The organism is Paenibacillus sp. FSL W8-0186, from assembly GCF_037969765.1.
Classification (GTDB): domain Bacteria; phylum Bacillota; class Bacilli; order Paenibacillales; family Paenibacillaceae; genus Fontibacillus; species Fontibacillus woosongensis.
Genome location: NZ_CP150207.1, coordinates 1,512,884 through 1,528,367 on the forward strand (window position 1 = coordinate 1,512,884; position 15,484 = coordinate 1,528,367).

Genomic DNA, 15,484 nt, shown 5'->3' on the forward strand with positions numbered 1-15,484 from the left:
CTCCTAAATCAATTGTTGTAGAGCAGCGCGGCTTCCAGACGATTCTAGCTGCTGCAAATACCCTTCAATCGCTTGCACTAAATTTGGAACCTTGGTCAAATCTTCGCCCCATAAGCTCTCGTCTTGAAGAATCGTGACTGCAGCCGATTCTGGACGGCTCCAAGCCTGGTCAAAGACGGCAATGACCTCAGCGCCGTCCTGGCGCTCGATCTTGTCGCCGCGGTAGCTGAACAGCAAAGCGGCAAAGGCGAGGGTAGTGAACTTTGGAAGCTCGCCTTTTTCCCGCTGATAACGAAGCAGGACAGGCAATAATCTTGTTTTGAATTTTGAAATGCTATTTAACGAAATCGAAGTCAATTCGTGACGGATGAACGGGTTTTTGAAGCGCTCCTGCACGGCTTCTGCGTAAGATTGCAATTCTTCCTTCGGCAGATCAAGCATCGGAATCAGCTCGTCCTCGATCAATTTCTTCACGAAAACGGAGTAAGCAGCGTCGTTCATAACGTCTTCTACCGTTTCCAGCCCGGCTAACAAGGCCAGCGGAACCATTGCGGTATGCGGTCCGTTCAGCAGGTGAACCTTACGCTCCCGGTAAGGGGTCATGTCATCGGTGACCACCACGTTCAGCCCCGCTTTGGCCAGAGGCAGGCGCTCGGACAGTGAAGCTGGACCTTCAATGACCCAGAACAGGAACGGCTCGGCCGTAACCATCAAATGATCTTGATAGCCCAGTTCCTCCGCAAGAGCTTGCGCTTTGTCGCGCGGGTAGCCTGGCACGATGCGGTCAACTAAGCTGCAGCAGAACGTATTCTCCCGCTCAAGCCACTGTATGAACGCATCTCCCAGCTGCCAATCGTTAGCGTATTGCAGCACGATTTCCTTCAGCTTCTCACCGTTGCGGTCAATCAGTTCACAAGGGATAATGGTGAAGCCTTTTTTGCCCAGCTCAAAACGTTTATGCAGCAGAGCCGTTAATTTCCCGGGAAAACTCTTCGGCGGAGCGTCGGCAAGCCGGTCTTCCGGACGGTAGGCAATTCCCGCTTCCGTCGTGTTGGAGGTAATGAACTCCAGCTCGTCGTTTTCCGCCAAGGCCAGGTAGCTCTCGTAATCGGAATAAGGATTGATGACGCGGCTGACGCTGGTAATAATCTCGTGGTCATTGACCGTTTGCTGCTGCATGATGCCGTTTAGCAGCACAGTGTACAGATAGTCCTGCTTCGCCAGCATATCGCCTAGGCCCTGCTCAATCGGCTGAACGAGTACGGCGCTGCCTTGGAACAAGCCCTTCTTGTTCATTTGCTGCAGCTGCCAGTCCACGAAGGCGCGCATGAAGTTGCCTTCGCCGAATTGAATCATTTTTTCCGGATATGTGGGCAGGTCAGGAAAGGTGGTTCTGGAAAGTGGTCTTAGAGTCATAATGGATCGCTGTCTCCTTTTGTGATTAACGTCATAATGCACACGTTAACAATTTTATTTAAAAAAAAGAGTAATCTCTTTTTTTTAAGAATAAATATGTGAAGATTAGCTGCCTTAGACTTAAAAGGCTTAAATCAGAGGCTTAAATTGTAGCTACCGTTTGCCGGACCATTAACGCCGTCTTGACGAATAATTGCTCCGGATTGCTGTCCGGCTGCTGCATCAACTCGATCAGTTTCTTGGTTCCTAATTCGCTAATATCGGCAATCGGCCGCCGAACGGTCGTTAGGGCAGGGTTCGTGTAGCGGGCGAAGACGATGTCGTCGAATCCGATGATCGACAGCTGGGACGGAATGGGGATTCCTTCAGCAAAGCAAGCGTTCATCGCACCGATCGCCATATCATCATTGCTGCAAAATACGAGCGTAGGCGGATCAGGCAGGACCAACAAGCGGGACATCGCCATGTAGCCGCTCTCAATGCTGTAATCGCCGCTTGCGAAATAATCCGAAACGAGCGGAAGGCCATGCTCCATCATGCTGTCCAGGAAACCCTGCTTGCGTTCCGTGGAGGATTTGAAGCCCGTCTTGCCTTCGATCATTGCCAGCTTGCGATGGCCTTGGGAAATCGCATGATCGATCGCTTCCTTGACGCCTTCGCGATCGTTCGCGATGACGTTCATGATGCTTGGATCCTCCAGCTGCCGATTCAGGACGACCAGGGGGATGCCCATCTTCTTGACGTGATAGATGAAGGCGTTGTCCGCATCGCTCTGGCTCATCACGAGAATGCCATCAAAGCGCTGGGGAATGATATTGTCCAGATTGTGAATACTGTCGATTCCGTTCACGGACAGGTTGTAGTTCTCGTCCAGAACATGGTTGATTCCCTTGATCACTTCTACGAGAAAGCTGGCCGAGGTTCCTTGGTCGATACTGGAGAAGAAGAGGCCGATCGTATAAGACTTCTTCATTACCAGGCTCTTGGCGTTGTAGTTCGGCACGTAATTCAGTTCCGCGGCGATCCTCTCGATACGCTCCCGGGTCTCTTTCTTGATCAGCGGGTTGCCGTTGAGCGCCCGGGAGACGGTCGTATGGGATACGCCGGCTACCCGGGCAATATCTTTAATCGTTATCATAAAACCTCACTATTGTTGAATCCTTGTTATTGTTAACGATTTCATTGTATATTCCCACGCCATATAAATCAAGTGTTTTATGTTATGCACACGTGAATAATTTGCATGGGTTACATCGGCTCATCCAATCCTGAATTCGGCTTCTTGGCCGCGGCATGGCCATCGCGATATTGCCCAGGCGTCATGCCTTCCTGCTTCCGGAATGACCGGATGAAGTTCTGAGAATTGTTATACCTGAGCTTGGCGGCGATATCTTTAATCGGCATATCCGTTTCTTGAAGCCATTTCTTGGCCATTTTGAACCGGTACATCGTCAGATATTCGCTGAAATTGTACTGCGTCTCCTTGCGGAAAATGCTGCTGATATAGTTGGCGTTATAATGGAGCCTGGATGCGCACTCTTCAAGAGTAAGGTCCGTATCGTAATAATGCTGCACCAAATCGATGATTTTCTCGGAAATATTATGGTATTGGGCATTTTGCCTGCTGTTGAATATTTTGATCATCGGATGGATAACTACGCTCCAGAACCAGTCCTCGATTTCCGCGACAGTGTGCAGTTCCAGCATCTCTTCAAACAAGGAGCCGTTCGCATGGTAAATCTGATTCAGGCTGATTCCCGACTCCTGCATCATAATTAGCAGATTATTCAATAGCCGGGTTAGCGGAATTTGATATTCCTGCGGCGTAAGCTCCAGTGTAAAGATCGATTTGAACAACTGCCGTACCAGTTCCTTCGCTTTATCCGTTTCCGCCAGCTTGATGGCGTCCATCAAGTCGTTTTCCTTGTGCGTCGGGTAGTTTAAGTTCAAATAATGCTTACCCGAGTTGATGTTCTCATATTGAATGATCACGCCTTTGCCCAGCTTGATCCGATGCTTCAACGCTTCCAGGCTCTCCCGGTAAGCGGTCGAGATTTTGTGCACAGAGTGGAAGGGCAGACTCAGGCCAATGCTGACCTGCAGCTTCAAATAGCTGTTGATTTCCTGCTGCAGCTTCTCCGTGAGCGAATACAGCGTCTGGTGGAACGAACCTTCGTCCGGGTCGGTGCTGCCGATCAAGGTGACCACTGTCTGGTCAATCATGACTGGGGCAAGCCGCTGGTCGGAAGGCACCAGCTCCTCAATCATATTGTGCGCAGCGAACAGCAAGAGGTTCAGGTCCTGCTTCTCATAGGCAGAGTCATCGCAGAAATCGATCGACAAGGTAAATACGGCCATCGTTTTCCACGCTTCGACCTGGGTAAGGTAACCGAACTGTTCGAGCTCCTCGGCAAGCTCCCTCTTTTTCAGATGCCCGTTGAACGCCTTGATCAGGAAAAAAGTACGCACCTGCTGAATATGCTGGCGGACTTCCTTCTCCAGCTGCGATTTGGACTGGAAGAGATGCTGAACATGTTCCCCGATCACTTGAAACTCGTTGGCATGTTTGGATTTGATGTCTGATTTGCGCTGTCCCATCTGGTTAAGCAGTCTCTCGATTGGCGAATACATGCGGCGTGAGCCGAGCCAGGCAATCGAGATAGATAACAGAAGCATAAATAAACAGACGTACAGCGTGTACGTGCCGATTTTGCCCGATTCTTTGGTCATGCTCTCGATGGAGGTTACCGACAGGTAAACCCAGCCGTTCATTTGTGATTTCAAGTAGGTAACGGCATAATCCTTTTTATCGATGAGCGTTTTGAATTGTCCTGAGAGCGCAGGGGAGTCAGCGATCGTGGAGATTTCGTTGAATCCGCTTTCACTTACAGGTTTGCCAATCATTGAATTATCTGGATGGAGAAGAATGCGGTTATGTTCATCCACAATCATGATGCTGTCGAAAGGCTGGATTTCTGAGTTGATAAAGTCTTTCAGGCTGCAGGCAGGGATGTTAGCCATCGCTAAGCCGTATTTATGCAGCTTGGAAGTCGGAAGCCTTTTGATCAGGCTAATATTGTAATCGCAGTTTGTGACATTCAAGCTTTCCTCGCTAAAAAACCAGGCGGAGGGGGTCATCACCCAAGACGTATTATCTGAAGTGTTGATCAGATTAGCGAGCTGTTCATAATTTTTGTATTGATCCAGGCGGTACAAGCCGGAATTTTTGATCATCCAGTTTTTGCGCTGATTAATCAGCACGACATCCTGGAGCTTTGTATCAAAGGACTGCATGTTGCGGATCTCGTTCCTTAGATCGTTATACAAAATGAAATCGCTCTCATTTAGCGGGTTGTCAAGCGCCCTTTTTAATACGCTGGAGTTGACGACTTGATTTAAAGTTTGATTGACTGTTGCTAATTTATGCTCTACATTTGAATTGATTTGCAGGATCAGTTCCATTTTACTCTTGTTCACATTTTTCTGAATCTCGTTGGAAGATGTCAAATATGAAAATGAACCGATGAACAACACGGGAAGCGTACTGATCACAAAGGCGAAAAGCATCAGCTTACTCAAGAAACTAAGTGGTCTCACAGAACTTGCACCTCTGCTCGTGTAGAAGTAGTCAGTATAACCTGCATTTTGATGAATAATAACAATAATCATCTCATAACGCAATAATCATTTCCTCTAATTATGGCTATAAAATTGGAAAAATTAAAGTATTAGGATTTATTGTATATTTTTTCAAGATGAGCAGGAAGACAAATTTTACATTTTTTTAGGGGGAACTGGAATGCCTAGAGTTTCAACGAGAAGGACAACGCTACGCTTTTTTTATGTACCCGTCATGCTTTTTTTCTCCTTGTTAATAGGGTGCAGCAATTTTCGGCCGGCTCAAACGGATGCCCGGGATCAGCGTCCCTATATATCGATTTTGGCGCCTTTGCATTTCCCGCAGCAGCCCTCTCAAGAGGTCATAGCCGAGCTGGAGGGGCTGACGGGGGCAGAGCTTGATATACGCTGGGTCCCTGAAGGGGTGTATACCGATAAAATGAATACGGCCCTCACAACCAACTCGCTGGCCAAGGTAACCTTCGTAAAGTTTACCGACTACAGCCTGGTCAAAAATGCCATCAAATCGGGGGAGTTTTGGGAGATCGAGCCGTACCTTGACCAGTTTCCCAACTTAAGCAAATTGAATCCTTCCATACTGCAGCAGACGGCTGTAGAGGGAAAAATATACGGTCTGTACACGGAACGCCCGTCCTCAAGGCAAGGCATCATTATCCGCAAGGATTGGCTGGAGAATCTTCAACTGAAGGAGCCTCATTCCTTAGATGAGCTGTACGAAATCCTGAAGCAATTTACGTACAATGACCCTGATCAGAACGGGAAGCAGGACACGATCGGCCTAGTTGACCGGAATGACCTGGTATACGGCGTATTTAAGACGCTGAGCTCTTATTTTGGTACCCCGAACAATTGGGAGCTGGCGGACGGCGAGTTTATCCCTGAGTTTGAGACAGAAGAATACATGGACACGATGAATTTCATGAAGAAGCTGTATGACGAGAGATTGATTAACCAGGATTTCGCCCTTACCAGCAAAGAGCTGCAGCGAGACAGCTTCATCCGCGGTTATGCAGGCGTTTACATTGGCAGCATGACGGACGCCCAGCGCCTCTCCATCGAAGCACATGCCGTAAACCCCAAGGTCGAGCTGGCACTGATCAACCGGATTAAGGGGCCGAAAGGGTATAAGGTCTGGTCCATTCCCAATTATAACGGACTGTATCTCTTCTCCAAAAAAGCGATCGCCACGGAAGAAGAACTGAAGCAGGTGCTCGCCTTTTTCGACCGGACCATGGATAAAGATGTTGCCAACCTGATGATGTATGGAGTGGAGGGACGCCATTACGAAATCGTGGACGGGAAAGTCATTCTTCCCGAGGAGACCTCCAGGCTGCGCGTGGACGAGGTCAACCCGCTCTACTCGCTGATGATAGCCAATGTCAGCAACCAGAACATTCTGGAGGTAGCACAGAAGGAAGAACTGACCGAACTCGCGGAACGCCTCAGTGAAGATAATGAATCTTTCCTGGTAGCCGATCCAACCGTTCACTTAAGCTCTGACACGTATGATGAGAAGAATGCCGAGCTTTCGCAGATCATTACCGACGCGACCTACAATTATATTTTGGGCAAAATAACGGCGGAAGGGTTCAAGCAAGAAACTTTGAAATGGCGGCAAAGCGGCGGCGACCTGATTATCCAGGAGTACCGCGAAGCCTTGGAGCGCGAACAAATAAGAGAACATGAATAGGACCGGCAAGTGACCACTGCGTCTTTAACGCAGTGGTTTTTTATGTGTAATTTCTGTCTTATGACGTCGATAATCATTTGTTCAGATTCCTTGGTATACCGGCGTTTATGAACAAATGATTGTATTCGTAACTGCGGTTAAGCTGTACTGTTGAACATGTAAACACAATAAGTCAAATGGAGGTCAAAATGGTTATGAAGAAAAAATCCTTCTCCATCATGTTAGCGGTACTGCTGACACTAAGCGTAATGCTGACAGCCTGCGGCGGCAACGGCAAAGCAGCTCCGACAGCACCGGCAACAGGGGGCGATACGGCGAAAGGCGCCGAATCGGATGCACCGACGGAAATCAAGATCATGCTTCCACTTAATACTTCAGAGACACCGCCAGACACCATTAAAAATGAATTAGAAAAATTGACGAACACGAAATTAACGTATCAATTTTTCCCGGCAGATACTTATGAAGAGAAACTGAACTCTTCTTTTGCAACAGGTTCCCTGCCGCAAGTGACTTATTTGAAAAACCAAACAACCTTCATTCAAATGAAGGATGCGATTAAAGACGGACAATTCTGGGAGATCGGGCCTTACCTTAGTGAGTTCCCTAATCTGAGCAAGCTGAAGCCGGAAATTCTCAATAATACGAAGGTCGAAGGCAAGCTGTACTCTCTGTACATTGGCAGACCGCTGGCCCGTCAAGGCATTATCTATCGTAAAGACTGGGCGGACAAATTGAATCTGGCTGCTCCGGCTAATGTCGATGAATTGTTCGAAATGGCGAAAGCGTTTACAGAGCAAGATCCGGACGGCAACAACGTAAAGGATACGATCGGGGTCGTTGACCGGAACGAATTGATCTACGGCGCGTTCAAAACCGTATCCTCCTGGTTCGGAACACCGAACGGCTGGGGAGAGAAGGACGGCCAACTGCAGCCTGAATTTACATTCCCGCAATATATCGACACGATGGACTTCTTCAAAAAGCTTCGCGATGCCGGTTATATGAACCAAGACTTCGCGGCAACAAGTAAAACGGATGCCGTTAAAATGTTCACAAGCGGCAAGGCAGGCCTTTATATCGGCGGTTCCATGCAGGATATCGACTCCTTGCACAAGGACCTCATCAAGAACGTTCCAGATGCTGTTGTAGATACGCACAGTATGGTGGCCGGACCGGATGGAAAGTTTGCCCAATGGATGATTCCTGGATATAACAACGTAGTTCTGTTCCCGAAAAGCGCAATCAAAGACGAGGCAGAGTTGAAAAAAATCCTTGCCTTCTTTGACAAAATGATGACTCCGGAAGTTTCCAACCTAATGTTCTGGGGCATCGAGGGCGTCCACTATACGGTTGAAGACGGCAAAGCCAAGCCAACCGAGGATAAGGAATTGATCGAAAGGGAAGTTAAAGGCTACAAGGATAGCGTCATCGGTGAATCTGAGACGAATGGCATGTATGAGCCATACAACACTCTGCCAGGCAGAATCCATGCAGAAGAGCTTCTCTTGGAAAACGTGAAGGTAGGTGTTCCTGACCCTACGGCACCGCTTGATTCCGCTACGTATACGGAGAAAGGCGTCGAGCTGCAGCAAATCATTACGGATGCAACCTACAAATACATGTACGGCCAAATCGATAAAGCCGGTTTTGAGAAAGAAGTTGAGAACTGGAAGAAGCGGGGCGGGGATAAAATCATCGAAGAGTACAACGCTGCATACAAGAAATAAGGATTTGGCCAAGGCCAGCTAGGCTAGCTATAAATGGAATTAGAAAAGGTTGTTGATGCACTCAACAGCCTCTTCTATTCCTAAGAGCTGCGCAGCCTTGCACCAATATGAAACAGAAAGGAAGAAGAACATGCAGGAAGTCACCGCACAGGCAAGTACAGCTCAACCGGTACTTGAGGCTTCGAGGAACAAAAATGAAGTTAAAAAACGAATATGGAGAAATCGATGGCTCTATGTCATGATTGCGCCGGGCTTGCTGTACTTTATCATTTTCAAATACCTGCCCATGTACGGACTTATCATTTCATTCCAGGATTATAAGCCCTACAACGGCATCATGGGAAGCAACTGGGTAGGCATGAAGCATTTTAACAGGCTGTTCACCGAACCGGATTTTCTAAACATCTTGAAGAACACCATAGTTCTATTCGGATTGAATATCTTTATATACTTTCCGATACCAATCATCCTGGCGTTAATGTTGAATGAGCTCAGAGGGAACTTCTTCAAACGGATTTTCCAGTCGCTCCTCTATATCCCCCATTTTATGTCGTGGGTTATCGTCGTTTCCATTTCATTTGTCATGGTGACGATGGACGGAGGGATTATCAATGATTTGCTTGTCTTTTTTGGATTTGAAAAAATCAACTTTCTGCTAAATCCGAGCTGGTTTAGGCCGATGTACATCATCCAGGTGATCTGGAGAGAAGCAGGCTGGGGAACGATCATTTACCTGGCTTCGATCGCGGCAATCGACCCAGGGCTGTATGAAGCGGCTCGCATGGACGGTGCCGGACGACTGAGACAAATTTGGCATATTACGATCCCGGCCATTCGGGGCGTTATTATTACTCTCTTTATTTTGAAAATTGGTTCCGTTCTCGATTTGGGATTCGAACACGTCTACTTGCTGCTCAATTCCATGAACAGAGAAGTTGCGGAGATTATCGATACTTATGTTTATACTGCAGGTTTAAGACAAGGTCAGTTCAGCTACAGTACGGCGATCGGCTTCTTTAAATCCGTCATCGGCCTCATTCTGGTCATGACTGTAAACAAAATCTCTAAGAAAATGGGAGAAGAAGGCGTCTATTGATATGCTACGGGAGGAATTGAAATGGTAGAAGATAGATCTTTCACCGGCAGGCTGTTTGCTGCCCTTAACTTTACGTTATTAGCGATCATCGCTTTAATTACGGTGCTTCCTTTTATTCACGTTGTAGCAGGATCATTTACCACGAGCGCGGAATTGGCGGCCAGTAAATTCGTGCTGATTCCCAAGGTATGGAGCTTCGAGGCGTATAAATTTATATTTTCTACGAGCACGATTTTTAAGGCAATGGGCGTGTCCATTGGAGTCACGCTGGTTGGGACATTGGTCAGTATGTTTATGACGTCCCTGATGGCTTACGGGCTGTCGCGCCGGGATTTGGACGGACGCAAGGTCGTGAACTTCATGGTCGTATTTACAATGTTATTCCATGGCGGATTGATTCCTACGTTTCTGGTCGTTAAAGAACTGGGCATGATCGATACGTATGCTGCATTGATTATTCCGTCGGCAATCAGTGCGTTTAATATGATTATTCTTAAAAACTTTTTTCAGAATATACCGGAAGGGCTTGAGGAATCAGCCAAAATTGACGGCTGCAACGATTTCGGCATCCTGTTCAAAATTGTACTGCCTTTGTCCATGCCGGCGATGGCGACGATTTCATTGTTCTACGCGGTTACTTATTGGAACACCTACTTGACGGCGATTCTGTACCTGGATGACAGCGCGAAATGGCCGATTCAGGTCCTGCTCAGACAAATTGTCGTCCTGGCCAGCGGACTGGATCATAGCGCCACGCTGGACGGCGTCGTTCCGCCGCCAGACCAGACGATTAAAATGGCGGTTATCGTCGTAGCCACTCTGCCGATTCTGATGGTGTATCCGTTCCTGCAGAAGCATTTTGCCAAAGGGGCATTGCTGGGTTCGATGAAAGGATAATTCAATATGACAGTTCATCTTGGAGCATGAGGATATTGCGAATATGGAGGGAGCTTAGAAATGACTGTAAATGTATCGGCTGCGCCGCTGGATTGGGCCAAAAAAGCATGTGATTCCTTAATGGACACCTATAAGGCGGGGGAGCTTCCCCCGGCTCACCGCTGGCATTACCATCAAGGTGTATTCCTATGCGGCATGGAGCTGCTCTGGGAAACGGTTCGGGAGGATTGTTACGTCGAATACATTCAGGAATATGTAGATGATCTGGTGGATGAGCACGGCAATTTGTACTTTCAGCGGGATGAGCTGGATGCGATGCAGGCTGGCCTGCTGCTGTTCAATCTGCATGAAAGAACGGGACAGGATAAATACCGGATTGCTGCGGAGAAGCTGAGAAATCTGCTGCTGACCATCAACCAGACCTCGGAGGGCGGCTTCTGGCACAAGGATAAATATCCTTACCAAATGTGGCTGGACGGACTTTACATGGCCGGCGTATTCTCCTTGAAGTATGCGAACGCCTATGGAGAGACGGGCCTGCGTGATACGGTGCTTCATCAAGAGAGATTAATGCGCAAGCATATGAAGGACGAGGCAACCGGTCTTCTGTATCATGCTTGGGACGAAAGCCGCCGCATGCCGTGGGCCGATCCGGAGACAGGATGCTCGCCTGAGTTTTGGAGCCGGTCGCTAGGGTGGTATGGTCTTGCCCTGGCCCAGTTCATGGATCTGCTGCCGGCAGACCATCGGGGGCGTGCAGAGCTGATTCCTGTGTTGGGTGATTTCGTAGAAGCGCTGATTCGCTATCAAGACGAAGAAAGCGGGTTATGGTATCAAGTCGTCGATAAAGGCCATATGTCCGATAACTGGCTTGAAACTTCGGGTTCGTGCTTATTCGTGTATGCGATTGCGAAGGCCGTTAAGCTGGGAATATCCGGAGAGAAAGCTCTGGCTGCAGCCCAAAAAGGTTACAAGGGTTTGATCAGCGTGCTGCAGCAGGATGAACAGGGAAGGTTGATTTTGCCGGATATTTGCATTGGCACCTCCGCCGGGGATTACGAAAATTACGTTACCCGTCCAAAAGTAAATAACGATTTGCACGGGGTAGGCGCCCTGGTTATGGCCTGTGTTGAGATGCAGTCCTTAAACAACGGTTAATGGCAACGGTCTTCATTGCAGCAGGACTTGATTCTCTGGAAACGCAGGGTATCAGGTCCTTATGTATCTAAGACAATAGCATAAGAATGGGAGCGAGAGCAGATGCATGTATATAACATTGTAGATTACGGGGCGCAGCGGGATAGCGGGATACTCGCAACAGAGGCGATTGCCAAAGCGATTGCCGCGGCCAGCGAAGCCGGAGGTGGAACGGTATATGTGCCAGCGGGCACGTTTTTGACCGGAGCTATTTTTTTGACAAGCAATATAGAATTGCGCTTGAATCCCGGGGCAGTGCTGTCATTTAGCACGAGTCCGGATGATTTTCCGGCCGTGGAATCGCGATGGGAGGGCGTAAAGCGGCAGGTGCATGCGCCTTGCATTAACGGCTTCGATGCGCAGAATGTATCGATTACCGGAAGCGGGACGATCGAAGGGAACGGGCAGCCGTGGTGGGATAAGCACCGGAACAGACCGGAGGAGCTGGAGTATCCGCGGCCAACGACCATTGGCTTCTATAACTGCCGCCGGGTGACGATCAAGGATGTGAACATCCGGAATTCCCCAAGCTGGACCGTTAATCCGATTTGCTGCTATGATGTCACCGTGGACAATGTCTCGATCTATAATCCGGCGGATTCGCCAAATACGGACGGCATTAACCCGGAGTCATGCACGAACGTGCGCATTAGCAACTGCAATATCGACGTTGGCGACGATTGTATTGCGATTAAGGCCGGAACCGAAGATACGGAGGAGCGCGTGCCATGCGAGAACATCACGATTACGAACTGCACGATGGTTCATGGTCATGGCGCCGTCGTGCTAGGAAGCGAGATGAGCGGAAATATTCGCAACGTCACGATCAGCAACTGCACGTTTAAGCAGACGGATCGGGGCATCCGGCTCAAATCCAGGCGAGGACGCGGTGGAATCGTTGAAGACATTCGCATTAGTAACATTGTCATGGAAGATGTGATCTGTCCAATCAAGCTGAACCTGTATTATTTCTGCGGACCTCGCGGCAAGGAGAAATATGTATGGGATAAACATCCTTACCCGGTCACAGAGGAAACTCCGTGCTTCCGCCGCATTCATTTCGCGAATATTACGGCCCGGAACGTTCATGCCGCAGCCGGTTTCCTGTATGGACTCGCTGAGCAATACATCTCAGAAATCACATTCAACGATATGGATATTTCCATGGCGAAGGATGCGATTCCAGGTTATCCCGCGATGATGGCAGGCATCGATAAAATGCAGCGCCGCGGCTTTTATTTAGGAAACGTAAGGGATATTCGCTTTAACCGGGTTACGATCGAGAACCACGAAGGCACAGCCTTCTATATCGAGAACGGGGAAAATGTGGAGATCACGCAGTGTGAATCCAGAAACACCAGCAAGCCGGAGAAGCTGGTTGAGCAAGTTACAGTCGCACCTTCCAACGACAATATTATTGAATGAGGTGAAGCGTTATGACACGTGAGCGATTAAGAGGATTGCTGGGAGACCTGCCCGTCAATAAGCCGATCACGGCGACGGTATTGACCCAGGAGGAGTACGACGGCTACTTGCTGGAATCTTTGGTGCTCGACCTGAATGGAATCGAACAAGTTCCCGCTTATGTGGCTAAACCTTTACATGGAGAAGGGCCGTTCCCGCTCGTTGTCGTCAACCATTCTCATGGCGGGGATTATGAGCGGGGCCGCAAGGAATTTATCAAGAGCAGCCATTATCTGCAGGAGCCTTCGTTTGCGAAGGTTCTTACGGGAATGGGATACGCAGCCTGCTGCATCGACATGTGGGGCTTCAACGAGCGCGGCGGCAAGAAAGAGAGCGAGCTCGTCAAGGAAATGCTGTGGCGGGGCAGGGTAATGTGGGGCATGATGATTTACGACAATATGCGCATGGTCGATTACATGTGCCACCGCGAGGATATCGATGCTTCCCGCATCGCAACGATGGGGATGTCGATGGGGGCCATGATGTCATGGTGGCTCGCGGCCCTCGATGAGCGAATCAAGGTTGCGATCGACATCTGCGGGCAAGTAGATGCGGAGACGCTGATTGCCAAGCGGGGCCTGGATCATCATGGGTTCTATTCGTACGTGCCGGGCCTGCTCAAGCATTTCAAGACCCTGGATATTCAGAAGCTTATCGTGCCGCGGGCCCGCATGAGCATGGTCGGGCGCAACGACCGGATGACTCCGATCGAGGGCGTTGAGTATTTAGCCGACGGACTGTATGAGGCCTATCAGGCCGCAGGCAAAGCCGACTATTGGCAGCCGTTCATTTCCAGCGCAGGGCATATGGAGACGCTGGAGATGCGGGTAGCCTGGCAGAAATTTTTGGCGGAGCATTTGTAGCATGGCTCCAATTTCAGGGCAATTATCCAAACCTATTACTGTAGGGAAACAATCCAACTGCCATTTCCAGAGCATCCAGGCGGCGATCGATTTCCTGGAGCTGCCGGGACAGCGAAATGCGCACACGGTTCAAACGCTGTATATCATGTCGGGTATATATGAAGAGAATGTGCTTATCTATCGTTCGCATTTACGAATCATTGGCCTTGGCCATGTCGAAATCACAGGCAAAAAATATGCACAACAGCTGGACGAGCACGGTGAGCGAATCGAAACCTTCGGGACACCGACCTTGTTTCTAGGCGGCAGCGATTTAGTCCTTGAAAATATTGTGGTGTCGAATACGGCCGGCCAAGGACCGGAAATTGGCCAGGCGGTAGCCGTCTATGCGCATTGCGACATGGCCGTGTTCAGGAACTGCTCCTTCAAGGGCTATCAGGATACGCTGTTTACGGGCCCGCTGCCGCCGGCCCCCAGGGAAAGGGCGGAATTCGGCGGCATTCCGCTCAGGGAGCATCATGCGAACTACCGTCAGCTGTATCAGCATTGCTATATCGAGGGGACTGTGGATTTTATTTTTGGCGGAGCGGCGGCTTATTTTGTGGGCTGCGAGATGAGAAGCCTGCGCCATTACGAGGATCAGCCGGGCTATGTCACGGCTGCCTCTACGCCGCAAGGGCAAGAGTATGGATACGTGTTCGATCGCTGTTTTCTGACCGCTGCTCCGGGCGTCAAAGATGTATACCTGGGAAGACCGTGGCGGGAATTTGCCAAAACCGCATTTGTACATTGTGTGCTGGGCGAGCATATTCATCCGCGCGGCTGGGATAACTGGAACGATCCAGCGAACGAGAAGACCGTCTGCTACGAGGAATACTGCGGTGATCAGGCTGGGGTGCTGCGCTTGCAGCGGGTATCGTGGGCAGGATGCTTTGAGGCGGAGCCGGAGACGCTGAGGAAGGAGCAGGTGTTTGCCGGCACGAATTTTTGGAAGCGAGAAGGGGAGCAGAAACGATGACGACAAGTGGACTTCATCAAATTCATCACTCTCCGTCCCTGTTGCTGGCCGACTTCGATGCGAACACGAGCATGATTAGCGTGGCTGATATTTATTATGCAGCGGTACCTTATATCGAAGGCTTGTCAGGCATCCGGATATATCAGTCGGAAGATTTGATCCAGTGGGAGCATTACACCGATATATTGACGGATCATATGGCTTGGAGCAGCAGTGCGGATATAGGTGTCTGGACACCGCAGCTGAGTTATCATGACCATCAATTTTATTTGACCTATACCGATACGAGAACCGTGAAACGGCCTATGATGGAATGTCACAGCTATTTAATGGTCGCGGACCGGATCGAAGGGCCATGGTCGGAACCGATCTGCTTGAATCGCGGATTCGATTCTGCGCTGTCCCGTTTCGATCAAGACAAGGTTGTTTCGGCATCGGCGCAATAGAAGAAAGCGTGGACTTATGGGTCCACGC

The 15,484-nt window shown here is 49.4% G+C and carries 12 protein-coding genes; 9 read left to right on the forward strand and 3 right to left on the reverse strand.

All coding sequences use genetic code 11. The features are described 5' to 3' along the window. Positions 1–3: 3 nt before the first annotated feature. From MKX50_RS06505 to MKX50_RS06515, 3 genes are all read right to left on the reverse strand, one after another. On the reverse strand, positions 4–1,416 hold the full coding sequence (locus MKX50_RS06505; RefSeq protein ID WP_213592546.1) for a tagaturonate reductase: 1,413 nt from the start codon (positions 1,414–1,416) through the stop codon (positions 4–6). Between the two features lie 142 nt (positions 1,417–1,558). After that, positions 1,559–2,554 carry a LacI family DNA-binding transcriptional regulator gene (locus MKX50_RS06510; protein ID WP_213592544.1) on the reverse strand — a complete coding sequence of 332 codons (996 nt, stop codon included), beginning with the start codon at positions 2,552–2,554 and terminating at the stop codon, positions 1,559–1,561. 110 nt (positions 2,555–2,664) lie between these two features. Then, on the reverse strand, positions 2,665–4,995 hold the full coding sequence (locus tag MKX50_RS06515; RefSeq protein WP_339158844.1) for a helix-turn-helix domain-containing protein: 2,331 nt from the start codon (positions 4,993–4,995) through the stop codon (positions 2,665–2,667). A 220-nt stretch (positions 4,996–5,215) separates the two neighbouring features. Here MKX50_RS06515 and MKX50_RS06520 point away from each other — a divergent pair, with 220 nt between their 5' ends. The 9 genes from MKX50_RS06520 (at position 5,216) to MKX50_RS06560 (ending at position 15,456) form a co-directional block, all read left to right on the forward strand. Beyond that, positions 5,216–6,745: an extracellular solute-binding protein gene (locus MKX50_RS06520; RefSeq protein ID WP_339158846.1), complete on the forward strand. Its 1,530-nt coding sequence runs from the start codon at positions 5,216–5,218 to the stop codon at positions 6,743–6,745. Between the two features lie 194 nt (positions 6,746–6,939). Next, positions 6,940–8,475: an extracellular solute-binding protein gene (locus MKX50_RS06525; protein WP_213592538.1), complete on the forward strand. Its 1,536-nt coding sequence runs from the start codon at positions 6,940–6,942 to the stop codon at positions 8,473–8,475. A 130-nt stretch (positions 8,476–8,605) separates the two neighbouring features. Beyond that, a complete protein-coding gene (locus tag MKX50_RS06530) occupies positions 8,606–9,571 on the forward strand; it encodes a sugar ABC transporter permease (RefSeq protein ID WP_213592536.1) in 966 nt (321 codons plus the stop codon). Positions 9,572–9,592: 21 nt separating this feature from the next. Next, positions 9,593–10,468, forward strand: coding sequence for a carbohydrate ABC transporter permease (locus MKX50_RS06535; RefSeq protein ID WP_213592534.1), 876 nt, complete (start codon positions 9,593–9,595; stop codon positions 10,466–10,468). Positions 10,469–10,528: 60 nt separating this feature from the next. Further along, the gene (locus MKX50_RS06540; protein WP_339158849.1) at positions 10,529–11,626 is read left to right on the forward strand and encodes a glycoside hydrolase family 88 protein; all 1,098 of its coding nucleotides are present in this window, start codon (positions 10,529–10,531) and stop codon (positions 11,624–11,626) included. A gap of 102 nt (positions 11,627–11,728) precedes the next feature. Continuing rightward, positions 11,729–13,090: a glycoside hydrolase family 28 protein gene (locus MKX50_RS06545; protein WP_339158850.1), complete on the forward strand. Its 1,362-nt coding sequence runs from the start codon at positions 11,729–11,731 to the stop codon at positions 13,088–13,090. 11 nt (positions 13,091–13,101) lie between these two features. Then, positions 13,102–13,992 carry a CocE/NonD family hydrolase gene (locus MKX50_RS06550; protein ID WP_213592528.1) on the forward strand — a complete coding sequence of 297 codons (891 nt, stop codon included), beginning with the start codon at positions 13,102–13,104 and terminating at the stop codon, positions 13,990–13,992. A 34-nt stretch (positions 13,993–14,026) separates the two neighbouring features. Continuing rightward, on the forward strand, positions 14,027–15,010 hold the full coding sequence (locus MKX50_RS06555) for a pectinesterase family protein (protein WP_339160029.1): 984 nt from the start codon (positions 14,027–14,029) through the stop codon (positions 15,008–15,010). Further along, complete coding sequence (locus tag MKX50_RS06560) at positions 15,007–15,456, forward strand: family 43 glycosylhydrolase (RefSeq protein ID WP_213592512.1); 450 nt, start codon at positions 15,007–15,009, stop codon at positions 15,454–15,456. The genes MKX50_RS06555 and MKX50_RS06560 overlap by 4 nt, the downstream gene beginning before the upstream one ends. Positions 15,457–15,484 lie beyond the last annotated feature (28 nt).